The sequence below is a fragment of the Tsukamurella strandjordii genome (genome assembly GCF_039525985.1).
Taxonomy (GTDB): domain Bacteria; phylum Actinomycetota; class Actinomycetes; order Mycobacteriales; family Mycobacteriaceae; genus Tsukamurella; species Tsukamurella strandjordii.
In genome coordinates this window covers 408,189-431,070 of the sequence record NZ_BAAAII010000002.1, presented here as the reverse complement: position 1 = coordinate 431,070, position 22,882 = coordinate 408,189, and the positions used below count along the sequence as shown (strand labels likewise).

The window sequence follows — 22,882 nt, the reverse complement described above, 5'->3', positions numbered from 1 at the left end:
CGGGCCAGGCTCCAGACGGAGTCTATGCCTCACCCGCTGTGGCGCACGCGACAGTCCCCCGCGAATGGGTTACCCGCGAGTAACCGTTGCGTCGCCGATCTCGGTCAACATCGACCGTAGCGCGCCGAGGTACAGCGTCATGCTGCGGCGCGCGGTGTCGAAGCCCGGGAACCGCGCCGCCACGTGCAGTCCGGTGGGCGTGCGCAGCATCCACAGATAGACGTCCTCCAGCGAGTAATCGCGCGAGCGGAGCGCACCCGCGCCACCCGCGTCGTTGACCGCCGAACCGGGCGCCGAGCGGGTGTCCATGAACGAGACCACGAACCGCGGCGGGGGCGCGGAGCCCAGCACCTCGCCGATCCGCAGGTAGGGCAGGGTGCTGCCCACCTTCGAGTGCCGCCACTGCTCCTGCGAGCGCTGCGCCAACTCGCCGAAGGTGCGGGTCCCCGTGGTGTCCAGCCGGAAGGGGGCGATGCCCACGAACCAGCCGAGCGCCGCGATCCACTGCTCCGCGTCGCGGGTGTGCCGGGTGACCGCGCACCGGAACACCGGGCCGAAGCCCAGATCGGTGTTGATCTTCGCCATGCACGCGAGCACGCCGGTCACCAGCGTGGCGCCCGCCTCGGAACACACGCGGGTGAAGTTGTTGGCCCGCTCGTCGTCGAGCAGATGGAAGTTCAGGGCGTTCTGCGGCATCCGCGGCACCCCGTCGGGGTCGAGGCTGAGCGCGGCGAGCGTCTCGTCCGCCAGCACCTTGGCGCTCGGCGGCAGCAGCGGCATGGGGAACGGCTCGGGCTGGAAGGAGGTCTCGGTGAGGTACTCCTCCCACATCACCGCCGCCGGATGATCGGCGGTGGCACGGTCGGCGGACTGCCGGTCGGTATCGGAGTAGTTCACGTAGCTGCCGGCGGGGATCAGCCGCGGCTCGTCGCCGTGCACCGCCTCGCGGTACAGCTCGCGCAGCTCGTACGGGCTCAGGATCAGCGAGTAGCCGTCCAGCAGCGAATGATCGGCGGCGAAGAACAGCGTGAACGAGTCCTCCCGCGCCACTGTCGAGAACATGTACGCGGGCCAGGTGAGCGGCGCCGTGGCCCTATCGAACTCACCCAGCAACTGCTCGGCCAGGGGCTCGGTACTGCTGTAGGTGCCCACCGTCTGGACCTTGAGGTCCACGGTGTCCGGCAGCGCGCTGCGCCGCCGCGGAACGCCGTCCTCCAGGAAGACGTGGGTGCGCAGCACCTCGTGCCGATCGATCCAGGCCCGCAGCGCGGTGCGCAGACCGGGGATGGACAGCGGCTCGTCGAACTCGATCCCCAGGCCCAGCCAGGACTCGCGACCGCCGTCGATGTGCCGGCGCTGCAGGATCGACAGCGCGCCGCGCAGGTGCGCCTCGTGCACGTGCGAGGTGGCGCGCGGGTCGTCGCGCCACCGGGAGGCCGGGCCGGTGGTGGGGATCCAGTTGCGCAATTCGCCGGGGCGAAGCGGATACGTGGCCAGCTCGGTGAACTGCATGGCGGCTCGCTACGCCGCGAGGCGACGCTTGATCCGGGACAGCATGGCCGACATACCGCGCAGCCGTAGCGGACTGACCACGGAGTCCAACCCCAGCGCGTGGTGGAAATCGTCGGGGACGGCGGCGATGGCCGCCGCCGACTGGCCGTCCAGACCCTGCGCCAGGATCGACGCGAAACCGCGGGTGGTGGGCGCCTCCGGCGGCGCGCTGAAGTACAGCCGCACCGCGCCCGGATCGGACGCGTCGACGTCCAGGAACAGCGGCGATTGGCACTCGGGCACCGGCTCCATGGCCGCCGCGGTCAGGTGCTCCGGCAGGTCGGGCAGCTCGCGGGAGAACTCGAGCAGCAGTTCCAGCCGGTCCTGCTCGCCGAGACCGGCGAAGTCGTCGACGATCTCCGCGAGCGGCGCGGGCAGGCTGCTCACGCGCTCGGGACGGGGCCCGGCTCTTCGCCGCGCGCGATCGGCGCACGCACGGTGTTGCCCCACTCCGTCCAGGAGCCGTCGTAGTTCTTCACATCCGCGAAGCCCAGCAGATGCGTGAGGACGAACCAGGTGTGGCTCGACCGCTCGCCGATCCGGCAGTAGGCCGTGACGGGCGCCTGCGGATCGAGATCCGCGTAGACCTCGGTCAGTTCGGCGTGCGGCAGGAACCGGCCGTCCGACCGCGCGGCCTTGGCCCACGGGATCGACACCGCGGTCGGGATGTGCCCGCCGCGCAGGGCGCCCTCCTCCGGGTAATCGGGCATGTGGGTGCGCTCGCCGGTGTACTCCTGCGGCGAGCGCACATCGACCAGGGCGCGGGTACCGAGATCGGCGCGCACCTCGTCGGCGAAGGCGCGGATCGCGGCGTCGTCGCGCTCGACCACGGGGTAGTCGCTGCGCGGATAGTCCGGGCGGTCCAGCGAGACATCGCGGCCGTCGCTGATCCACAGATCACGGCCACCGTCGAGCAAGCGCACGTCCGGATGGCCGAACAGGGTGAACACCCACAGCGCGTAGGCGGCCCACCAGTTCGACTTGTCGCCGTAGATCACCACGGTGTCGTCGCGGCTGATGCCCTTGGCGCGCATCAGTTCCGCGAACGCCGCGCCGTCGATGTAGTCGCGCGTGACGGCGTCGTTGAGGTGCAGGTGCCAGTCCACCTTCTGCGCGGTCGGGATGTGCCCGATGTCGTAGAGCAGCACGTCCTCATCGGACTCGATCACCTTCAGGCCCGGCACACCGAGGTGCCCGCTCAGCCAATCGGCGGTGACGAGGCGTTCGGGGTGCGCGTAGTCCTGCAGCTCGGGGCTGGGATCGGTCTCGATGGCCACGCGGCAAGCCTAGCGGTCGCGCGGGACCGGTGTCGGCTCAGACGGGGGAGCGGTGCACCAGTTTCGCCACCGCATCGTCGACGACCCCGGGCAGATCCTCGGCCGCCGCCAGGTTGGTCGCGGCGAACACGGACATCTCGTCGTCGGTTCCGGTCCAGCCCACGTACAAGTACGGCGGCCGCGGTCCCGTCTCCCGCCCCGGCAGATCGGACCAGGCCAGGCGGAACCAGGCGCGATCCGCGGGCGTGCCGTCCGGCGAGCGCACGGGGGCGGGCAGCGCCCCCACCCCGGCGCACGTGGTCACCGGACGTGCGGGGTCCGGTGGCGCGTCGATCAGTGCGGCGAGCGTGCGGCGCGGCAGCAGCGTGATCAGCGGGCCGAAGACGTCGAACCGGCCTCCGTCCCCGAGCCCGGCCAGCAACCGCTTCACGGTGCCGCGCAGCGCGGCGATGCCCTCGGGGCCCGCGGCGGGGTCCACGGTGAGCTCGGCGTCGACGATCGCGTTGCCCCGCAGGTCCCCGTCGGTGCGCCGGTTCACGGACAGGCCGAGGACGGCGGCGCCGTCGGCGGGTTGCACCCAGCCGAGCGTCGAGGCGATCGCCGCGGTGACCCCGAACAGCAGGGTGGTCTCGGTGCCGCCCAGCGCCTCGGCCCGCTCGGTGAGCAGGGCGCGGTCCAGGTGGGCGACCGTCCACCGATCGGGCCCGACGGGGTGCGGTTTCGCGGTGCCCGTGGGCGCCAGCCGTCCCTTCGCCAGCCGGGACGCGGCCGCGGCGGCCCGGATCGCGGCCGGGATCTGCCGGGCGGTCAGGGCGGCATCGCGGGGGATGGACCGCCACAGCGGCGGAGCCTCCCGCGGGTAGGGGAGCTCGCGGGCGGCGCCCAGTGCGGCCTCGGCGGCGGCGGTGGCGGCGCCGACACCGTCGGCGAGGACGTGCGAGACCACCAGCGTCACAGCGGATCCGCCGTCGGTGAGCGGGAGGACTCCGAGGTGCCAGCCGGGGCCGGACCACGGGTCGATGGGTACCGCGGCGCGCCGGTCCACCCAGGCGTCGATCTCCTCCCGCGGACGGGGCTGCGCGGCCACGGAGATCTGCGCCGCCGCGGTGCTGGCCACCCAGCGGTCCCGCCCGAAGGGCAGGGGCGATGCCGTCACGCGGCGGCCCAGCAGGCCGCGGGTGAGGGACCGGCGGAACTCCTCCAGTCCTTCGAGGTTCACGCCGTGGTCGTACACCCAGACGATCTGGATCAGGGAATTGCGGCCGGTGGCGCGGGTTCCCGCTGCAGCGCCCTGATCGACGAAGGCGAGCAGATCGGCGGAATCGTCGGTCATGCGGCGGCTCCGACGGGTGCGGTGAGTGCGGCCTCGATGCGGGTGCGGATGCGCTGCACCGCCTCCGGGCTCAGGGTGCCCGGGGCGTAGCGCAGCTCGATCGAGAGGCGGCCACCGAAGGTGAGGGCGTGGTAGTGCAATCCGACGAGCGGGGCGAGCGCCTCGGGCGGCGCGCTGTGTACGAGCGCACGCACCCGGTCGATATCGACCTCGGAGCTGGTGTGGAAGTCGAGCACCGTGACCTCCTCGGGTGCGGCGGGCGCGGGGATCGCGCCGATGTTGCTCAGCCGCACGGGCGCCCCGCCCGTCACCTGCACGCCGGCCGCGCCGGTGAGGGCGGCGACCACGGTGCCGTCGGCGAGATCGGACTTGAGCCGGTCCAGCACGATCCGGCCGATGTCCTCCGGGGCGGCATCTCCGCGCACCGCGACCGGTGCGGTCGAGGAGCCGGCGAAGTTGGTGACCGCGGCGGCCTCGACGGGCGGATCGCAGCGCCCGCGCAGGTCCACCGGGCTGAAGACGGCCATGCTCACGGCCTCGTCGGTGGGACGGTCGAGTTCGGCGCGTTCGGCGGTCACGATGAGTCCGGCGAGCAGGCCGTGCACGCTGACCCCGGCCGCCTTGGCGCGCTGCCGCACCGCAGCGGTGGCGGCCTCGTCGATCCGGATCCGCTCGAACCCGAAGGTCCCGTCGTCCACCGCCGCGGGGGTGGGCACGACGCCGGCCGACTCGACGGCGACAGCGGTGAACTGCCCGGGTGTGCCCGAGGCGCCCAACCGGTCCGCGAGATCGAGGGGGCCCGCCGGAAGATCGGTCACCGGGCCCGCGTACGCGGCGGGATCGGTGTACAGCTGCCACAGGCGCAGATTCAGGAACAGCGCGTGCGCACCGTCGGCCACGGCGTGGTTCACCCCGAGGGTCACCCGGTGCAGGTCGCCGTCGGAGACCAGTTGCACGGCGGCGAGCGCCTCGTCGGGCTGCACGCCGAGCGCCACATCACCCGCGGCGAACGGGCGCTGTTCGACGATCACCGGGGCGCTCGCCTCGTCGAGCGGTACATCGGGTGTCACGAGGTCGAAACCGAAGGCCGTGGCCTCGATCCGGCCGGTCAGCTCGGGGTACTCGCGGCGCAGGGCCGCGTACGCCGCGGCCAGCCGATCGGCGTCGATCGGCCCGCGGGCGATGAAGCTGCCGCTGGAGGTGGTGTTGGTGACGACGTACGGCACCTCCAGCGGAGTCAGTGCACGACGGGACATCTCACACCTCCATGGCTTCCAGCGGCAGCGCCGCCGGGGCGGCGAAATCGACGGTGGCGGGGGCGGAGATGGTGTCCACCAGCCGGCCCGTCACATCGACCCCGTCGTCCTCGGCGATGGACTCGATGATCAGCGCGGCCCGGCGGGCGGGGATGTCGCCCAGGTCGATCAGCGACGAGGTGCGCTGTGCGCGCCGCCGGGTCGCGGGATCGAGCAGCTTGTCGAAGGCCGCGTGCAGGCGCTCCGGGGTCATGCTGCGCATCGGCAGGCACGCGCCGACGCCCAGATCGGTGACCCGCGCGCCCCAGAAGGGCTGATCGGCGAGCACCGGGCAGATCAGCGTGGGCAGTCCCGCGCGCAGCGACGCCGCGGTGGTGCCGGCGCCGCCGTGATGCACGGCGGCGGCGCAGTGCGGCAACACCTCCGAGTGAACGACCTCGTCGACCACCCGGATGTGATCGCCGAGATCGGCGCCCTGGAGATCGCTCCACCCGGCCACGATGAGTCCGCGGCGGCCGCGTTCCTTGCACACCTGCGCGAAGATGCGGGCCTTCTCATCGGGGTCGGCGATGCGCATGCTGCCGAAGCCCCAGTAGATCGGCGCGTCGCCCTCCTTGATCCAGCGCATCAGGTCGGCGTCGGTGCGGGTCTGCTTGCCCTCGCGCAACCACGCGTCCGACGGGACCTCCAGGAAGCCGAGCATCGGCCGGGTGCGGCTGAACTCGGGCACCAGATCGGGCGTGAGGGCGGGATCGTAGAGCTGCAGGTCGACGATCTCGTTCGCGTCCCGGTTCTTCGCTCGACGCGACCGGTACGGCGCCTCGCCGATCGACATGCGGTGGAAGTTCACCGCGTGCCGCACGTGCGTCCAGGTGAAGGAATCGCCCAGGGCCCAGGTGGCGCGCTTGACCATCCGCGGCGACCGCGAGAGCACATCGCTGGTGAGACCGGCGGGCGTGTACTGGGTCATCGGGTACACGCTGTTGGTGGTGCCCGGGAAGAACCGGTAGCTGATGATCGAGGCGCCGGTGCGGCGGGTGACGGGCAGCGCGAAATCCACGGCGTCCGAGTGGGTGAGCACCACATCGGCGTCCCGGCACACGGTCTCGATCTCGTGCGAGATGGTGGCGATGTTGCGCACCAGGAAGCGGCCGTAGGCACGCATCCGCTCCACCGGCCGATGGATCACCTCGCGGTAGTCGTCGTCGTAGTCGGGCACGATCTCGTTGAGCCGGTGCCCTTCCAGGCCCGCGGAGCGGATCAGCTTCACCAGCGGATCGCCCATGGCGGCGATCGTCACATCGTGTCCGCGATTCTTCAGGGCAAGCCCGATCGCGATCGTCGGCTGGACATCGCCTCGGCTGCCCATGGCGAGGATGCACACCTTCATGATCGGTTCGTCCTTTCGACGTTCTTCGGTGACGGGGTCAGGGGACGGTCGGGGGTTGCCAGCGCAGCCCGGACGGGGCGGAGCAGCAACAGGGTGATCGGCGCGATCGGCACGGCCACCAGCAGGGGGATCAGCTGACAGGCGACCACCGCGTAGTCGATCGGCAGGGCCAGCGCCGCGGTGACCGAGGCGCCGGTGCTGACGGCCACGGCCACCAGCCACAGCGGATCGATGGCGGAGACGGCCCGGACAGTGGTGGGGGACACCCGCACCCGGCGGTTCCAGGCCTGGGCGCGCTCGGCGTCGCCGCGGACGGTGAGCCGCATGATCAGGGTGGCCACCGCGCGGCGGCGCAGCACCAGACCGGCGACGATCGCCACGAACATCAGCCCGCCGATGCTGGTCTCCACCAGCAGGATCACCCGCGGGCTGCCGGAGACGGCGGCGGCGATGATCGAGCACGTGAGCAGCGAGAGGGTGAAGATCTCCAGCGGATCGGTGGCGCGACGGCGGAAGGTGCGCACCAGGATCCGGGTGGCGACCAGCGCGGTGCCGGTGACGAGGGCCACCAGCTGGCCTGCGCCCACCAGGTAGCGGAGTGTGAAGTACACGCCGAGCTGGATGGCGACATCCACCAGCAGCGCCACGGGCGGGGCCGGCGGCGATTCGGTGTCGGCGAGGGGCACGCTCATGCGGCCGTCCCGAGTTCCAGTAGCGCGAGCGCGCCGGCCTCGATGCGGCGCAGGATCCGGGTCCGGGCCTCGTCGCCGAGAGTGCCGGGCAGCACCCGCATCTCGATCGAGAGCCGGTCGCCGAAGGTGGAGATCAGGTACGACGAGCCGATCGGGACCGGCGCGGCACCGTCGCCCTGCCAGGTGGCGGCGTGCTCGCGGATGCCTGCCGCGCTGCGCACGATCTGCGAGTGGAAGTCGAGCACCTCCAGGGCGGCGGGCACGGGGAGGGCGGGGAACTCGCCGAGGTTGCTGATCAGCACCGGCGGGCCGTGGCGGCGGGTGGCCAGGTCGGGCATCGGGCTCACGGCGGTGCGCAGCACGGTGCCGTCACGGACGTCCGAGCGGATGGTGTCCGCCACGATGCGGGCGATCGCCTCCACCGCATCGTCGCGCACGGCCACGTAGGAGAACCCGCACAGGGCGGTCACCGAGCGCAGCGGGATGGGCGGCTCGATGCGGCCGCGGAAATCGACCGGCGTGAGCAGGGCCAGGGCCGAATCGTCCTCGGATTCAGCCAGTTCCGCACGGGCGATGAGACCGCTCACCAGGGCGTGGGTGGAGAAGCCGTGGGCCCGCGCGGCGGCGGCGAGGGCGGCGGTGGCGGCGGCGTCGAACCGCACGCGGTGCGCATCGTCGGCGTCCGGAGCGTCGGGAGCCTCGTCCGCCGGGGCCGGGACCGCGCCGTGCCAGCGGGTGCCCGCGAGGCGCTCCTCGTAGTCGAGCTCGCCGGGCATGTGACCGCGCGCCGCCATCACCAGATGCGGCTCGGCCGGGAAATCGCGGGCGGGCCGCACGATCGGCGTCGCCCCGCTGGCGAACGCCGTGTACAGCTCGAACAGCCGCACCGAGATCGCGACGATGCCGGAACCGTCGGTGGCGGCGTGGCTGGCCCACAGGGTGAGCCGGTACCGCTCGCCGAGGCCGGTCAGGGTGAGCGCCGACAGCTGTTCACTGCCGACGAACCACGGCGGCGTCTGGTCGTAGCCGGACCACGGGGCGGAGACGTCCTGGAATCCGATGGCGGCGGCCACGGCCGCATCGCCCGGCGCGAAATGCGGCTTACCGCCGAGGGTCACGATCCGCGCCGACAGCACGGGGTACTCCTCCAGAAGCGCGCCGTACGCGGCGCGCAGCGCGGTGGTGTCCACGGCGCCCCGCAGCTCGAACGAGGTGCCGATCACCTCGCGGGAGGTGGGCCGCACGAAGGAGGCCTCCGAGAAGGTGAGTGCGCGGTAGGTCTGCATGACGTCTCCTGGGTTCGATCCGGTCAGGCCGCGGGGGCGAGGCGGGCGGCGGCGTGGACGAGGGCGGCGATCCGGTCGGCGACGGCGGACCGCGCGGCGGGGGAGGCGGTGCCGCCCAGCGTGATCGCCTCGATGCCCAGGCGGCCCTGGAAGGTGGAGGCCTGGAAGATCGTGGCCGAGGGCGATGGTCGCCGCTGCCCGGCGTGGCCGTGCAGTCCGGCGGAATCCATCGACATGAGCGGGCGTAGGTGCTCGGCCTCCACGGTGTCGGGAAGGTCCAGGGCGAGGGCGCCGAGGTTGCTGAGCACCACGGGCGGCTCCGCGGGTCCGGGGGGAGCGGGTGCGGCGAGCACGGCCAGGCTGCGTCCCGCGGCGACATCGGCGCGCACGGTGTCGGCGATCGCGGCGCCCACGGCGATCGGATCGGCGAGGGCGGTCAGCTCGGGCGCGGCGAAGGACGCCCCGACGAAGTTGGTGACCGCGGTGGCCGCTAGCGCCGGCTGGATCCGGCGTCGCATATCGGCCAGGGTCATCGCGCCGATCCGGATCGACTCCGCCGGATCGGCGTCGAGGAATCCGACCCGCTCGGCGCACAGCAGCACACCGGAGAGCAGTGCATTCATGCCCACGCCGCTGGCCGCGGCCGCGAAACCGGCGGTCACGTCCTCGGAGAAGCGGAGCGAGGCCACCTCGGGCAGGCGCGGCGCGGCCGGCGCACCGTCGGCGTCCAGCGTGGGAGCCGCGCCGTACCAGCGGATGCCGTCGAGCCGCTCGCGTCCGGTATCGGCGACGGTGGCGACCTCACGCAGGACCTCCTGCGCCGAGGACGGGAATTCCTGCGGGCGGGCCGCATCGAGGCCGCCGGTGCGCACCAGGGCGGTGTAGTGCGCGAACAGTTGCGAGAACAGGGTGAACAGGTAGGTGCCGTCGCCCAGCGCGTGGTTGATCGCGAGCGAGACCCGGTGCCGGTCGCCCGCGGTCACCACGTGCAGTCGGCCCAGGGCCACCCCCGGGTCGACCAGCGGCGGCACCGCGATCTCCGGGAGGGTGTCCACCCGGTCCACCGTGAGCGCCGCGCCGGTCGCCTCCGCGGGCACGACGAAGGCGAAGTCCTCGCCGTCGGCGACCACGGCGGCGTCCAGGGCGGGGTGAGTGCCGCGCAGCGCGGTGAGCGCATCGCTGAGGGCGGCCAGATCCAGATCGCCGCGCAGCGTGAGCTCGAAGGCGACCGTGGTCGGGTACGGGCCCACGAAACCGCGCTCGGAGAGTGCGAGCGGGCGAAGCGTTGCGTTCATGCGCGGTTCCTACCTGTGGGCGGTTACCTGGTTCGCCATGAACGCTAAAGGCCTGTCCATTCCCTTCGCGAGCCGAAGGAGTGGTGTCGATCGTCACTGTGTTGCACCCTTGACCGGGGTTGCGTTAACCGGCGCGCGTGCTGGGTTCGGTGAAACTTCGCTGACTGAACGGTGTTTTGTTACTCGCGAGTTGCCATGGGTTCCGAGCTGGGGAAACGTTCCGCTTCCGTGGAGTTAACGCAATGCTTACGCGCAGAACACGCCGAGAATGTGACGTCGGACACCCGCAGCTCAGGTTGTGCGCGGCGATCCCGCCCACAGCGAGACCACATCGACGCCGAGATCGCAGAGCAGGCTTCGCATCAATGGCAATGAAATGCCGATCACCGAACTCGGGTCGCCGTCGATCCCGTCGATGAACCAGCCGCCGAGGCCGTCCAGAGTGAAGGCGCCCGCCACCTCCAGGGGCTCGCCGGTCGCGACGTAGGCGTCGATCTCGGCGTCCGACGGTGCGCCGAAGCGCAGCACCGTATCGCCCGTCCCGACGGCCTCGTGGGCGAGCGCACCGTCGACCAGCAGTAGCGCGCAGTGCCCGGTGAGCAACCGCCCGGAGCGGCCCCGCATCGCGTGCCAGCGCTCCCGTGCGACCGCGGGCGTGTGCGGCTTACCGACCAGGGCGCCGTCGATGGAGAGCATCGAATCGCAGCCGATCACCACCGAGGTGCGCCCGCGCTGCGAGGGCTCGCCGACGAGACGGGCGGCCACGTCGTGCGCCTTGGCGCGGGCCAGCGCGGTGACCGCATCCTCGTGCGGCACAGTGCTTCCGAGGTCGGCGAGGATCGCGTCCTCGTCGACCTGCGAGACGATCACCGCGGGCTCGACCCCGGCGGCGCGGAGCACACCGAGCCGCGCCGGCGAAGCCGACGCGAGGACCAGCCCGACCGGGCCGGTTACGAGCCCTTGGTCCAAAAGACGGGGGTCTGGCTGGTGAAGGCGTTGGGCCCGTTGAAGTACTGCGGGCGCATCCGTTCCTTGTTGTTGCCCCACAGGGAGTTCAGCGGAGCCCCGGCCTGCGGCGCAGAGCTCGACGCGGCGGCGAGCACCGTGACGATCGCGGCGACATCGGCGGCCGAGGGGTTGCCCTTCTCGAACCGGATCGCGGCGCGCAGCTTCTCCGCCTCGGCCTCGGGAACCTTGGTGGCCTCCACCGGCTTCTCGGCGGCGCTCACAGCGGGATGTTCCCGTGCTTCTTGGGCAGCGTGATGGCCACCTTGCGCTCGAGCATGTTGAGCGCCGTGACGATCTGGCCGCGCGTCTGCGAGGGCGGGATCACCGCGTCCACGTAGCCGCGCTCGGCGGCGACGTACGGGTTCACCAGGGTGTCCTCGTACTCCTCCTGGAGCTTCAGACGCAGGGCCTCGACGTCCTCACCCTTCTCGGCCGCCTCCGCGAGCTCCTTGCGGTACACGAAGCCGACGGCGCCCGAGGCACCCATCACGGCGAACTGGGCGGTGGGCCACGCCAGGTTGATATCGGCGCCCATGTCCTTGCTGCCCATCACGCAGTACGCGCCGCCGTAGGCCTTGCGGGTGACCACGGTGATCTTCGGAACGGTGGCCTCGCCGTAGGCGTACAGCAGCTTCGCGCCGCGGCGGATGATGCCGTCGTACTCCTGGCCGGTGCCGGGCAGGAAGCCGGGCACGTCGACCAGGGTGATGATCGGGATGTTGAAGGCATCGCAGAAGCGCACGAAGCGCGCGGCCTTCTCCGAGGCGTCGATGTCCAGGCAGCCGGCCAGCTGGGTGGGCTGGTTGGCCACGATGCCCACGCTGCGGCCGTCGATGCGGCCGAAGCCGTTGATGATGTTCATCGCGCGCTGCGGCTGGATCTCGAGGAACTCGTCGTCGTCGAGCAGGCGACGGATCACCTCGTGCATGTCGTAGGGCTGGTTCGGCGAATCCGGGATCAGCGAATCCAGTTCGCGGTCCTCGTCGTTCACCGACTCCTCGATCGACCCGGTGAGCGGATCGGTGGGCACGAAGCGCGGCGCCTCGGTGCGGTTGTTCGAGGGCAGGTAGGTCATCAGCTCGCGGACGTAATCGAGCGCGTCCTGCTCGCCGGACGCCACGTAGTGCGCGGTGCCCGACTTGCTCATGTGGGTCTGGGCGCCGCCCAGCTCCTCCTTGGTGACCTCCTCGCCGGTCACGGACTTGATCACGTCCGGGCCGGTGATGAACATCTGGCTCTCGTGGTCGACCATGACCACGAAGTCGGTGAGCGCGGGGGAGTACACGTGGCCGCCGGCGGCCGCGCCCATGATCACCGAGATCTGCGGGATGACGCCCGAGGCCTGGGTGTTGCGGAAGAAGATCTTCGAGTACAGCGCGAGGGAGACCACGCCCTCCTGGATGCGGGCACCGGCACCGTCGATGATGCCGACCAGCGGGCGGCCGGTCTTGGTGGCCAGGTCCATGACCTTGACGATCTTGTCGCCGTAGACCTCGCCGAGCGAGCCGCCGAAGACGGTGGAGTCCTGGCTGAAGACGCACACCTCGCGGCCGTCGATGGTGCCGTAGCCGGCCACCACGCCGTCGCCGACCGGACGCTTGGCGCCCATGCCGAAGTTGGTGGAGCGGTGCTGCGCCAACTTGTCGAGCTCGACGAAGGAGCCCTCGTCGAGCAGCGCCAGGACGCGCTCGCGGGCCGTGAGCCGGCCCTTCTCGTGCACGCGGTCGATCGCGGCCTGACCCATGGGGGCCAGGGCCTGCGCATCGCGCTTACGGAAGTCGGCCAGCTTGCCAGCGGTGGTGTGGATGCTGGGCTCGGCGCCAGCGGCGTCGCTGCCGCCGGCTGCGCCGTCGGTGGTGGAGGCACTCGTCATACCCCCGACTCTAACCAATAGAGTCGGTGTCGAACTGCAGGGTCGCCCCAGTGGCCGACACACGTGATCCTGCCCGGGTGAAGGAGAGGGCCCCGATGATCCCCGATCAGGCGGCGATCGCCGCGGCCGTGCGCGGCACGCGCTGGTACGACGTGGCCGTGGTGCCCAGCACGGGTTCGACCAACGCCGACCTGGCCGACGGGGTGCGCGCGGGCGACGAGCCCGGGCGCGTGCTCATCGCCGACGTCCAGACCGCCGGCCGCGGCCGGCACCTGCGCCCGTGGTCGGCGCCCGCCGGCACCCAGCTCTCCATCTCCGTCACGGTGGCCGTGCTCGCCGCGGCCGCCCCGCGCGCGGGCTGGCTGTCGCTGGTGACCGGGGTCGCCGCCGTCCGCGCGGTGCGCGAGGTGACGGGGCTGCAGGCCGGGCTGAAGTGGCCCAACGACGTGCTGCTGACTCCTGAACCGGGCAGGCGCGGCGGGAAGACCGCCGGCATCCTCTCCGAGCTCGCGACCGATCCGCACGGCGGGCTCGTCGCCGTGATCGGCACCGGACTCAACACCACGCTCGCCGCCGCCGATGTACCGGTCGAGACCGCCACGTCGCTCGAACTGGCCGGTGCGGTCGACCCGGACCGCACCGCGCTCGCCGTCGCCTATCTGCGCCACCTGGACGCGGGGCTTACCACGTGGGCCGGTGATCCCGCCGCCGCGCGCACCGACTACTTGGACGTGTGCGTCACCGTCGGGCAGCGGGTGACCGTCTCGCTCCCGGGTGACGAGGTGCTCACCGGCACCGCCGTCGACGTGGACGTGGAGGGCCGGATCGTGGTGGCCGACGACGCCGGGCAGCGGCACGTGCTCTCGGCCGGCGATGTGACGCATCTGCGGCCCGCCCGGACCGACACCTAGGCTGCGCGCATGGGCTTCCCGGACAAGGTGCTCGTCGACGACGAGCAGGTGCTGCTGCACACCCGTCCGCACGCCAAGCGGATGATCACGCCGGTGCTGGTGCTGTTCCTGGCCTCCGCGCTCGCCGGCGTCGCCGGCGGCCTGGTGACCCGGTCGAACGTCTCCGGCCAGACCGCGGGCTGGTTGACGCTGGCCATCGTGGCGGTGTGGGCGGCCGTCGTGGGGTGGTGGACGGTGCGCCCCTGGGCCGTGCGCCGGGCCACCCACCTGGTGGTGACGGACCTGCGGATCATGTTCCGCGCGGGCCTCCTGCGCCGTCGCGGCATCGACATCCCGTTGCGGCGCATCAATTCCGTGCAGTACCACCAGCGGCTGGTCGACCGGATGCTGCGCTCGGGCGTGCTCACCGTGGAGTCCGCGGGCGACGATCCGCTCGACTTCCCCGACGTTCCGCGGATCGCCGCGGCGCACGCCCTGCTGGTGGATGCGCTCGACGATGCCGCCGATCAGGGCTCCGCCGAATACGACCGCCGCGGCGAACGGTGGCGGGCGGAGTAACCTGGGCGGTCATGACCACACGGGTTCTGCTGGCCGAGGACGATGAGGCGATCGCGTCGCCGCTGGCGCGCGCGCTCACCCGCGAGGGATACGACGTGACCGTGGCCGCGACCGGCACCGATGCCTTGCGTCGCGCCCTCGACGAGGAGTTCGCACTCCTCATCCTCGACCTCGGGCTGCCCGAGGTCGATGGGCTGGAGGTGTGCCGCGAGGTGCGCGCCGCGCGCCCCGAGGTGGCGGTGCTCATGCTGACCGCCCGCACCGACGAGATGGACTTCGTGGTGGGTCTGGATGCCGGCGCCGACGATTACGTGGGCAAGCCCTTCCGGATGTTCGAGCTGATGGCCCGCACCCGCGCCCTGCTGCGGCGCAGCGCCCCCGTCGCCGATGCGGTCGATGTGCTCGACGCCGGCGGTATCCGGCTCGACGCCAAGGCCCGGCGGGTCACCGTCGACGGGGCCGATGTGTCCCTGGCCAACAAGGAGTTCGAGCTGCTGCGGTTCCTCATGGAGCACGCGGGCGAGCTGCTCTCCCGGGAGGCGATCCTCGCCGATGTGTGGGGCGATTCCGACCTGCGCGGGTCGAAGACCCTGGACATGCACATCTCCTGGTTGCGCCGGAAGATCGGCGACGACACCGGGCCCCACGGTCCGCGGCGCATCGTCACCGTGCGCGGTGTGGGTTTCCGCTTCGACGCGGAGTAGTGCGACCGGAGTAGTTCAGCAGCTCAGCGGGGTTCCGGTTCCCGCGGGGGAGCGGCGGGCGGCTCGTCGGGATCGACGGTCGGCAGGAAGATCGCGAAGGTGGTGGGGCGGCGGCTCTGCAGTTGCAGGCGGCCACCGTCGCCCTCGATGAAGGCGCGGGCCAGTGCCAGTCCCACCCCGGTCCCGTCGCCGCCGGAAACGCCGCGACGGAAGATGCGCTGCGCGTCGGCGTCCGCGATGGCCGAGCCCTCGTCGGCCACCGTCACCAGCACCGTGTGCGCCCCGGCCGTGCCGAGAGTGACCGTGGCCGTGCCGGTGCCGTGTTCGAGCGCGTTGTCGATGAGCACTGCCGCGGCCTCGCGCAGCCGGGCCGCCGTGGCCCACGCGATCAGCGGACCGTCGGCGCGGTCGGCCAGCTCCAGCCGGCGCCCGGCGAGCGCGAAGGACGGTGCCAGATCCGCGACGAGCGGTTCCAGCTCGTCCCGGACGTCGACCTCGGTGCGCGGATGCGAGACCGAACGCGAGGCCTCGACCATCTCGGTGACGGAGGCGGTGAGCCGATCGACCTGATCGAGCGCGGCCTGGGCCTCGGTGACCACATCGGGGTCGGCGTGCAGGGTCAGCTCGTCGAGCCGGATGTGCACCGCGGTGAGCCGGCTGCGCAGTTGGTGCGAGACCTCACCCACGATCTGCCGCTCGCGTTGCAGCCGGTCGGCGATCTCCACGGTGGCGGCGTCCAGCACGTCGAGCACCCGGTCGAGTTCCTCCACGCCGTGCCTGCGCGGATCGGGCCGGAAATCGCCCCGGGCGAGGCGCTGGGCGCGGTCGGCGACCTCCTGGACCGGGTCGGCGATGCGGCTGGCGGTGATCGCGGCCACCACGAAGCCGGCCGTGAGGGCGAGCGCGATCACGACCGCCTCGATGGTGAGTGCCTGGTACTGCTGGGACCGGACCTGCGACATGGGCTTCTCGATGCGGAGCGTGCCGGCCTCGCCGAGGTTCAGGCTTTCGACCATGGGGTCCGCGACCCGATCGCCGATCGCGAATTCGAGGGGTTCGCCGTCGGCGTCGCTGTAGCTGAGCACGAGCCGGCCGCCCTCGGGAACCAGCAGCCGGAGTCGGTCTGCGGGTGGCGCTCCGACGCGACCGGACTGTTCCTGCGCGAGCACGTCCGAGGAAGCGCGCTGGACGCGGTGCTGGAGGTCGGTGCGGGCGGAGTCACCCAGCCACAGCCAGGTGGAGACCATGAGCGGCACGCCCAGGAACAGGACCGTGACTGCCACCACGGCGATGGTGGAGCGGAGGATGCGCAGGCGCACGGGGATTCCAGCCGGCGGGGCCGGCTGCTACCGCTCTGCGGCGGCGTCCCGCTCGGCGTCCTGCGGGTCCGCCGGGATGGACTCCTGCTCGGGGGCGTTGCTCATGTCCTCGGGGAAGGCCCAGCGGCGCAGGGCCCAGAACCGGAAGGCCATCTGCAGCAGGTTGCCCACGATGTAGTTGAGCACGAAGTCGAGCACGATCAACGTGGTCTTGGAATCGGTGGCGCGCAGGTTGAAGACGTTGTTCGCGATGAAGATGGGGGCGGCCATGATGAGCACGCCGATGCCCGAGATCACGAAGAACAGCAGCGCCTCGTGGTGCCGCTCGCGGCCGCCACGGTTCTTGAAGCTCCACTCGCGATTGAGGATGTAGGAGAGGATCACGGCGCAGACGCCGGAGAAGATCTTCGCGACGGTGGGCTTCTCGTCCAGCACGGTGAAGACGAGGGCGTAGTAGATCGCGAGGTCGAAAACGCACGTGGTGGCACCGACGATCGCGAACTTGATCAGCTCGTGATGCTGCATGACAAGTCCGCGCAGGGGTGCCGGGGTGCGATCCATGATCGACTCGATGAAAGCCACGACGGCCAGTCTAGCGGAACTACTGAGCATACCTTTGGGAGTGTGACCAGGTCGTGAAGGGGGCGGTCCAGCGCGGCGCGCGCCCGGCGGCCTGCGATTATGGACCCATGGTTGGTGCACGCAGGCCCGTGGTGGCGATGGTGGGCGGCGGACAGCTCGCCCGGATGACGCATCAGGCGGCCGTGGCGCTGGGCCAGAGCCTGCGGGTTCTCGCCGCTTCGCCCGACGAGCCCGCGCCCCAGGTGGCCCCCGATGTGGTGCTCGGCGATCACGATGTGCTCGACGACCTGCGCCGCGTCGCCACCGGCGCGCACGTGCTCACCTTCGACCACGAGGGCGTTCCCACCGAGCACCTGCTGGCGCTGCAAGCCGAAGGCGTCACCGTGAACCCGCCGCCGCAGGCGCTGCTGTACGCGCAGGACAAGCTGGCCATGCGCCGCCGTCTCGCCGAGCTGGGTGCCCCGGTGCCGGGCTACGCGGAGATCGAGTCGGTCGACGATGTGCGCGACTTTTGGGAGCGGTTCCCCGGTGCCGTGGTGCTCAAGGCCGTGCGCGGCGGGTACGACGGGCGGGGCGTGTGGCTGCCGGACACGCTCGATGAGGCGCTCGCCGTGGCTGCCGCGCAGTTGGAGGCCGGGGTTTCGCTGCTGGCGGAGCAGCGGGTGGAGCTGGCGCGGGAGCTGTCGGCGATGGTCGCGCGGTCGCCCTTCGGGCAGGGCGCGGCCTGGCCCGTGGTGGAGACGGTGCAGCGCAACGGGCAGTGCGCCGTGGTGCTGGCCCCGGCGCCGAACCTGTCCGACGAGGACGCCGCCTTCGCCGAATCGCTCGCGCTGCGGTTGGCGAACGAGCTGGGCGTGGTGGGTGTGATGGCCGTGGAGCTGTTCCAGACACCGTCGGGCGAGCTGTTGGTGAACGAGCTGGCGATGCGGCCGCACAACTCCGGCCATTGGTCGATGAACGGCTGCGTCACCAGCCAGTTCGAGCAGCACCTGCGGGCCGTGCTCGATTACCCGCTGGGCGGCACCGCCGCGACCGCGCCGCTCACGGTGATGGCGAACGTGCTGGGGGCCTCGGTGAATCCCGAGATGAGTGTGGACGAGCGGCTGCATCACCTCATGGCGCGGATGCCCGAGGCGCACGTGCACATGTACGGCAAGGAATTCCGGCCCGACCGCAAGGTGGGGCACATCAACATCGTCGGCGGGTGGGGCGGTGACCGGAACGATCCCGATTACGTGGCGGAGCTGCGGGAGCGGGCGGAACGCGCGGCGCACTGGATGGCGACCGCGGAGTGGACCGATGGATGGAGTGTGCATGGCTGAGACTGCTGGCGCCCGATCGGCCGGCCCCAGGGTCGGGCTGATCATGGGCAGCGATTCGGACTGGCCCGTGATGGAGGTCGCCGCCGAGGCGCTCGCCGAGTTCGGTGTGCGGTTCGAGGTGGGCGTCGTTTCCGCGCATCGCACGCCGCAGCGGATGCTCGATTACGCCCAGGCCGCCGCCGGCCGGGGGATCGAGGTGATCATCGCCGGTGCCGGCGGTGCCGCGCATCTGCCCGGCATGGTCGCCTCCGCGACGCCGCTGCCGGTGATCGGCGTGCCCGTGCCGCTGAAGTACCTCGACGGCATGGACTCGCTGCTGTCGATCGTCCAGATGCCCGCCGGGATTCCGGTGGCGACGGTGTCCGTGGGTGGCGCCCGCAACGCCGGGCTGTTGGCAGTGCGGATCCTGGGTGCCGCCGATCCCTCGTTGCAGCAGCGGATGGTCGCCTTCCAGGACGGTCTGGAGAAGATGGTGCTGGAGAAGGACGCCGCCCTTCGGAAGAAGCTCCTGGAGGACTGAACGCGACTAGCCTGAGTCCGTGACCGGACAGGTGCGCGTACACAATTTCTCGATCTCGCTCGACGGCTTCGGCGCGGGCGAGGGCCAGACCCAGGAGGCTCCGTTCGGCCACGCCGGCGGATCGTTATTGAACTGGTTCTTCGGCACCCGGATGGGCGCCGCGATCCACGGCCTCGAACCCGCCGCTCTCGGTGTGGATGATGCCTTCGCCTCCGCCTGGGGCGATGGAATCGGCGCCGAGATCATGGGCCGCAACAAGTTCGGCCCCCAGCGCGGACCGTGGGAGGGCGAGTCGTGGCGCGGCTGGTGGGGCGAGGAGACGCCCTTCAAGACGCCCGTCTTCGTGCTCACCCATTATCCGCGGCCGTCCATCGAGATGGGCGACGGCACCGTCTTCCACTTCATCGACGCCACGCCCGCCGAGGCGTTGGCGCAGGCCCGTGAGGCCGCCGACGGATTGGATGTGCGGATCGGCGGGGGAGTGGCGACGGTACGCGAGTTCCTCGCCGCCGACCTCATCGATCACATGCACCTGGTGGAGGTGCCGATCGTGCTGGGCCGGGGCGAGCGGCTGTGGGACGGACTCGAGGGCGTGCAGGAGCGGTTCACCGTGGAGTCGGTGGCGAGCCCGATGAGCGGTGTGGTGCACCGCAGCTTCAGTCGGCTACCGCGCTGACCCTCGGCCGATCGTTCTCAATCGTCACGCGGAAGGGTGCCTGCTCGGTGAAGTGCGCGGGCAGGAGGAGCAGGTCTTCCACTGCGCACCGGCGGAGCAGGGCATCACGGGTGGTGCGCGCCGCGTGCGGGTCCGCATCGCCGCCCTGAACGAGGTCGGGGTGGAGCAGCTGGATGGGGTGATGGATCGCATCGCCGGAGATGATGGCGCCGCCCTGTGGGCTGGTGATCTCGACGGCGAGGTGTCCGTGGGTGTGGCCGGGCATCGCGAGCACGACCACCTCGGTGCCGTCGTGTGCGGCGATCGCCTCGCCGTCGGTCACGGCGCGCCAGTGGCCCTCGCGGAGCACCGGACCGACGCTGTCGAGATAGGTGCGGGCGAGATCGGCCTCCACGCCGTCGAGGTTGCTGGTGGCCGCGAGCCCGGCGAGGGCGTCGGGCTCGGACTGCGCGAACAGGTAGGTGGCGTACGGGAAGGTCGGAACCCACTGCCCGTCCTGCAGGCGTGTGTTCCAGCCGCAGTGATCGGGGTGCAGGTGGGTGCTGATCACGATGTCGACCTCGTCCGGGGTGACGCCCACTGCGGCGAGACGATCGAGGAAGTCGGTGTCGAACATGTGGTGCGGCAGCAGATTCGGCCGCTGCTTGTGGTTCCCGTTGCCGGTATCGGCGATGATCACCGTGTCGCCGAGGCGGATGACGTAGGTGTGGATCGCGAGCAGCAGATCGCCGTTGTCCGGATCGATGGAGCCGTCGCCGAGCTCCTCCTGCGCCTGCGCCGCCACCCCGTCCGGGATCGCCGGGAACAGGGCGGCCGGTGGAAACGCCCACCGCTCCAGCTCCGTCACCTGATCCACCCGCGCACTACCGACCGAGATCGTGAACGTCATGCACGCATTGTCGGCCGCAGATCTACCGGGCGCAGCGCAACTCCCCGTCAGGCCGCGGGGCGGAGGCCGCCGGGCGACGACGATCGCCACGCGTCCTCGGCATCGTGTTCGGCGAGAAGCGCTTCGAGCAGGGGCGGACCGTGCGGACCGTCGAGCAGGGCGTCGATATCGGCGTAGGCCGACCCGATGCGGTCCTGGTACTGGACCCGCAGATCCTCCGCGCGCCAGGCCCGCCGCATCTCTTCCCGGCGGCGTTGCCAGCGCTCCAGCGCCTCCCGATACAGCTCCGCGGCGTGGTGGGAGTGATTGACGCGGTGGCCACCCGAGGCGTCCGCCCGGCGGCGCCAGCCGATGCGGCCAGCGAACTCGCCGGTGGGCACCACGATGGTCTCCATCCCGGTCGGCGTCGGAGTGACCTTGCCGTGGTGGGCATCGCAGGCCAGGGTCAGACCGGTGATGTCGGTACGCCCGCCGCCCGCCCACTCCGTCACGTGATGCACCTGGGTGCGGGTAGCGGGCGCATCACACCCGGGGGCGGAGCAGCCCTTCTCGCTGCCGTACAACGCGATCCGCTGATCCGTGCTGGCGAGCCGCTTCTCCCGGCCGAGGAACAGCGGCCGCTCCGCGAGATCCAACAGCAGGAAGTAGCGCGGGTTCGTACCGGCCATGCGCACCGCGTCGGCGATCGGGAGCCGGCCGCCGGTCGCGGTGGTGGCGATCCCGGTCTCCGACTCCAACTGATCGATCCCCATGGTGATGATCGGGACGCACGGCACGCCACGGTGCTGCCCGAGTGCTCCCGACCCGACGGCGATCCGCAGCGCCGCCACGAGCGCGTCGTGATTGCGCTGGGCCGCGGACCGTCGATCCCGTTCCGCTGCATCGGCGAGCGCCTCGGCCGAGGCACCCTCACCCGGGCACTCCGGATCGTCGGGATTGTTCACGCCCGGCCGGGCGAGCTTGTCGAGCACCGCATCGAGCAGAGCCCGCCCCTCGGCCGACAGGCTGCCGCCGAACTCGGACATCAGATTCGCGTCCTGCCGGCCGATCTCCAGTCCGCGCGAGCGGCGCGCCTTCTCCGGATTAGGCTCGGCGCCATCGGGATCGAGCAGTTCGACGGCCCGCCTCCCGATCTTCGCGACCTCCTCCGGCGTGACCTCCCGCGCCGCGGTGACGAGGATGTCCTCCAAGACCTCCGGCTCGGAAAGACTCGGCGGGCAGTGGCGGAAGACCTGCTCGACGGCCAGGGCGTGCCGTTCGCTGATCGCGCCCTCACGCTGCGCGGCCGCCGCCACCGCGAATCGCGGCGCAGCCACCCCGGACGGGAGGTGCTCGACCGCCCGGTTCCTCGCGCCGTGAACACGGTCTCGCGCTTCGGTTCCGGCGAGCCGCAGCTGATCGGTCAGCAATTCCTTCATCCCGGTGTAGCCGAGGCTGCCGGGCAGGCCCTGCTCGTGCGCGACCTGCGTGAGCGCGTGCTGTGCGGCCGGTACCTTCCGGGCGGCGGCCTCCAACCGGCGCAGCCCGCCGAGCACCTCGGGTGACGACAGCAGAACCGGATCGGCATCGGCCAGGGCATCGGCGGCGTGTTCGAAAGCGGCGAGCGCGGCGAGGTATCCCTCCGACGTGCGGATTGTCGCGTTCATCGCCGCCTCCCTTCTTCTTCGATTGTACCGAAAGATTCGAGACAGCAACACTATTCGAACACAGTTTCTACAGTGCCGGATGGGGCGTATGGAGGCCGACGGGTGCGGCCGTGACGACGGCGGAGTCGCGCAGGCAGAGACGCGCGACCGCGGCGAACCGTTCGCCCCATTCCGGCAAACGGGCCGCCGCGGCCGCGGACGTCGATGCAGCGGACGAACCCGGCCCCGCAGGGGTGCGGCAGGGCCGACCCATGTCTTTCGGGTGGGTAACGTCCGTCCGGTCAGCACGCTACAGCAAGTTGCGAGAGAGATCTACCCAGGTCCCCGGCGTGGGCTCCACGATCGACAACACCGGCAGTCTGTAGACTCGCTACACGCATCCGGTGAGAAGCCACGAGGGGAGGGCCGGCATGAGCGAGACACCGTCGTCATCGAGACCGCTCTCGGAGCGGCTGAGGTTCCTCTTCGAATACGTCTACCCGCGCGGCCGCGAACCCTTCACCCCCACCGAGGTGGTGGACGCGATCCGTCGCGAGGGCGGCTCCATGACCACCGGTCATCTCAGCCAGCTGATGTCCGGTAAGCGATCGAACCCCGGGCTCGGCGTGCTCCTGGAGCTCGCCGGGTTCTTCCACGTTCCCCTGGACTACTTCGCGGACGACGAACTCAGCGAAGAGATCCGGTCCGACATCATCGCCGGTGCCGCGGTGCGCGATTCCGGGAACCCCGGCATCGCCGCCCGCCGCTACGACCCGTACCGCCGCTACGCGGAATGGACCACCGGCTCCTAGCGC

Annotated in this window: 23 protein-coding genes; 7 read left to right on the top strand and 16 right to left on the bottom strand. The window is 71.3% G+C overall.

All coding sequences use genetic code 11. The features are described 5' to 3' along the window. Positions 1-69 precede the first annotated feature (69 nt). The 12 genes from ABD108_RS02855 to ABD108_RS02800 form a co-directional block, all read right to left on the bottom strand. On the bottom strand, positions 70-1,512 hold the full coding sequence (locus ABD108_RS02855; protein WP_220656287.1) for a condensation domain-containing protein: 1,443 nt from the start codon (positions 1,510-1,512) through the stop codon (positions 70-72). Between the two features lie 9 nt (positions 1,513-1,521). Beyond that, the gene (locus ABD108_RS02850) at positions 1,522-1,938 is read right to left on the bottom strand and encodes a SufE family protein (protein ID WP_220656286.1); all 417 of its coding nucleotides are present in this window, start codon (positions 1,936-1,938) and stop codon (positions 1,522-1,524) included. Beyond that, positions 1,935-2,828, bottom strand: coding sequence for a sulfurtransferase (locus tag ABD108_RS02845; protein ID WP_220656285.1), 894 nt, complete (start codon positions 2,826-2,828; stop codon positions 1,935-1,937). Before ABD108_RS02845 ends, ABD108_RS02850 begins: the two co-directional genes overlap by 4 nt. A gap of 37 nt (positions 2,829-2,865) precedes the next feature. After that, positions 2,866-4,161: a hypothetical protein gene (locus tag ABD108_RS02840; RefSeq protein WP_343929190.1), complete on the bottom strand. Its 1,296-nt coding sequence runs from the start codon at positions 4,159-4,161 to the stop codon at positions 2,866-2,868. After that, positions 4,158-5,417: a phthiocerol/phthiodiolone dimycocerosyl transferase family protein gene (locus ABD108_RS02835; RefSeq protein ID WP_343929188.1), complete on the bottom strand. Its 1,260-nt coding sequence runs from the start codon at positions 5,415-5,417 to the stop codon at positions 4,158-4,160. The genes ABD108_RS02840 and ABD108_RS02835 overlap by 4 nt, the downstream gene beginning before the upstream one ends. A 1-nt stretch (position 5,418) precedes the next feature. Next, on the bottom strand, positions 5,419-6,807 hold the full coding sequence (locus tag ABD108_RS02830) for a glycosyltransferase (protein WP_220656282.1): 1,389 nt from the start codon (positions 6,805-6,807) through the stop codon (positions 5,419-5,421). Further along, positions 6,804-7,499: a VC0807 family protein gene (locus tag ABD108_RS02825; protein ID WP_220656281.1), complete on the bottom strand. Its 696-nt coding sequence runs from the start codon at positions 7,497-7,499 to the stop codon at positions 6,804-6,806. The genes ABD108_RS02830 and ABD108_RS02825 overlap by 4 nt, the downstream gene beginning before the upstream one ends. Then, positions 7,496-8,785 carry a phthiocerol/phthiodiolone dimycocerosyl transferase family protein gene (locus ABD108_RS02820; protein WP_343929186.1) on the bottom strand — a complete coding sequence of 430 codons (1,290 nt, stop codon included), beginning with the start codon at positions 8,783-8,785 and terminating at the stop codon, positions 7,496-7,498. Before ABD108_RS02820 ends, ABD108_RS02825 begins: the two co-directional genes overlap by 4 nt. Positions 8,786-8,808: 23 nt before the next feature. Then, complete coding sequence (locus tag ABD108_RS02815; RefSeq protein ID WP_305109963.1) at positions 8,809-10,080, bottom strand: phthiocerol/phthiodiolone dimycocerosyl transferase family protein; 1,272 nt, start codon at positions 10,078-10,080, stop codon at positions 8,809-8,811. A 291-nt stretch (positions 10,081-10,371) separates the two neighbouring features. Continuing rightward, positions 10,372-11,016 (bottom strand): Maf family protein, encoded by a 645-nt coding sequence (locus tag ABD108_RS02810; protein WP_343929691.1) that lies wholly within the window; start codon positions 11,014-11,016, stop codon positions 10,372-10,374. Positions 11,017-11,030: 14 nt separating this feature from the next. After that, positions 11,031-11,309 carry an acyl-CoA carboxylase subunit epsilon gene (locus tag ABD108_RS02805; protein ID WP_220656278.1) on the bottom strand — a complete coding sequence of 93 codons (279 nt, stop codon included), beginning with the start codon at positions 11,307-11,309 and terminating at the stop codon, positions 11,031-11,033. Then, positions 11,306-12,961, bottom strand: a complete 1,656-nt coding sequence (locus ABD108_RS02800; protein WP_220656277.1) for an acyl-CoA carboxylase subunit beta — start codon at positions 12,959-12,961, stop codon at positions 11,306-11,308. Before ABD108_RS02800 ends, ABD108_RS02805 begins: the two co-directional genes overlap by 4 nt. 77 nt (positions 12,962-13,038) lie before the next feature. Between ABD108_RS02800 and ABD108_RS02795 the strand changes: the two genes are divergently transcribed. The 3 genes from ABD108_RS02795 to ABD108_RS02785 are packed head-to-tail and all read left to right on the top strand — an operon-like array spanning position 13,039 to position 15,134. Beyond that, positions 13,039-13,872 (top strand): biotin--[acetyl-CoA-carboxylase] ligase, encoded by an 834-nt coding sequence (locus ABD108_RS02795; protein ID WP_343929184.1) that lies wholly within the window; start codon positions 13,039-13,041, stop codon positions 13,870-13,872. 9 nt (positions 13,873-13,881) lie between these two features. Then, positions 13,882-14,430 (top strand): PH domain-containing protein, encoded by a 549-nt coding sequence (locus tag ABD108_RS02790; protein WP_343929182.1) that lies wholly within the window; start codon positions 13,882-13,884, stop codon positions 14,428-14,430. An 11-nt stretch (positions 14,431-14,441) separates the two neighbouring features. After that, entirely contained in the window at positions 14,442-15,134 is a 693-nt protein-coding gene (locus tag ABD108_RS02785) for a response regulator transcription factor (RefSeq protein WP_220656275.1), read from the top strand. A 23-nt stretch (positions 15,135-15,157) separates the two neighbouring features. Here ABD108_RS02785 and ABD108_RS02780 read toward each other — a convergent pair whose 3' ends face one another. Together ABD108_RS02780 and ABD108_RS02775 are read right to left on the bottom strand one after the other, a co-directional pair. Then, complete coding sequence (locus tag ABD108_RS02780) at positions 15,158-16,453, bottom strand: sensor histidine kinase (RefSeq protein ID WP_343929180.1); 1,296 nt, start codon at positions 16,451-16,453, stop codon at positions 15,158-15,160. A 27-nt stretch (positions 16,454-16,480) separates the two neighbouring features. After that, positions 16,481-17,035: a GtrA family protein gene (locus ABD108_RS02775; protein WP_220656273.1), complete on the bottom strand. Its 555-nt coding sequence runs from the start codon at positions 17,033-17,035 to the stop codon at positions 16,481-16,483. A gap of 107 nt (positions 17,036-17,142) precedes the next feature. Between ABD108_RS02775 and ABD108_RS02770 the strand changes: the two genes are divergently transcribed. Genes ABD108_RS02770 through ABD108_RS02760 form a run of 3 tightly spaced genes read left to right on the top strand, consistent with a single transcriptional unit; the run spans position 17,143 to position 19,553 of the window. Next, the gene (locus tag ABD108_RS02770) at positions 17,143-18,357 is read left to right on the top strand and encodes a 5-(carboxyamino)imidazole ribonucleotide synthase (RefSeq protein WP_343929178.1); all 1,215 of its coding nucleotides are present in this window, start codon (positions 17,143-17,145) and stop codon (positions 18,355-18,357) included. Next, positions 18,350-18,877: a 5-(carboxyamino)imidazole ribonucleotide mutase gene (purE, locus tag ABD108_RS02765; RefSeq protein ID WP_343929176.1), complete on the top strand. Its 528-nt coding sequence runs from the start codon at positions 18,350-18,352 to the stop codon at positions 18,875-18,877. The genes ABD108_RS02770 and purE overlap by 8 nt, the downstream gene beginning before the upstream one ends. Positions 18,878-18,896: 19 nt before the next feature. Continuing rightward, a complete protein-coding gene (locus tag ABD108_RS02760; protein ID WP_343929174.1) occupies positions 18,897-19,553 on the top strand; it encodes a dihydrofolate reductase family protein in 657 nt (218 codons plus the stop codon). Here the strand turns inward: ABD108_RS02760 and ABD108_RS02755 are convergent. Both ABD108_RS02755 and ABD108_RS02750 read right to left on the bottom strand, forming a co-directional pair. After that, the gene (locus tag ABD108_RS02755) at positions 19,534-20,442 is read right to left on the bottom strand and encodes an MBL fold metallo-hydrolase (protein ID WP_343929172.1); all 909 of its coding nucleotides are present in this window, start codon (positions 20,440-20,442) and stop codon (positions 19,534-19,536) included. The two genes, ABD108_RS02760 and ABD108_RS02755, sit on opposite strands and share 20 nt — an antisense overlap. 47 nt (positions 20,443-20,489) lie before the next feature. Next, complete coding sequence (locus tag ABD108_RS02750) at positions 20,490-22,088, bottom strand: HNH endonuclease signature motif containing protein (protein ID WP_343929170.1); 1,599 nt, start codon at positions 22,086-22,088, stop codon at positions 20,490-20,492. Positions 22,089-22,498: 410 nt separating this feature from the next. On the opposite strand from ABD108_RS02750, the gene ABD108_RS02745 reads away from it, so the two are divergent. After that, complete coding sequence (locus ABD108_RS02745) at positions 22,499-22,879, top strand: helix-turn-helix domain-containing protein (protein ID WP_220656267.1); 381 nt, start codon at positions 22,499-22,501, stop codon at positions 22,877-22,879. Positions 22,880-22,882: the final 3 nt, after the last annotated feature.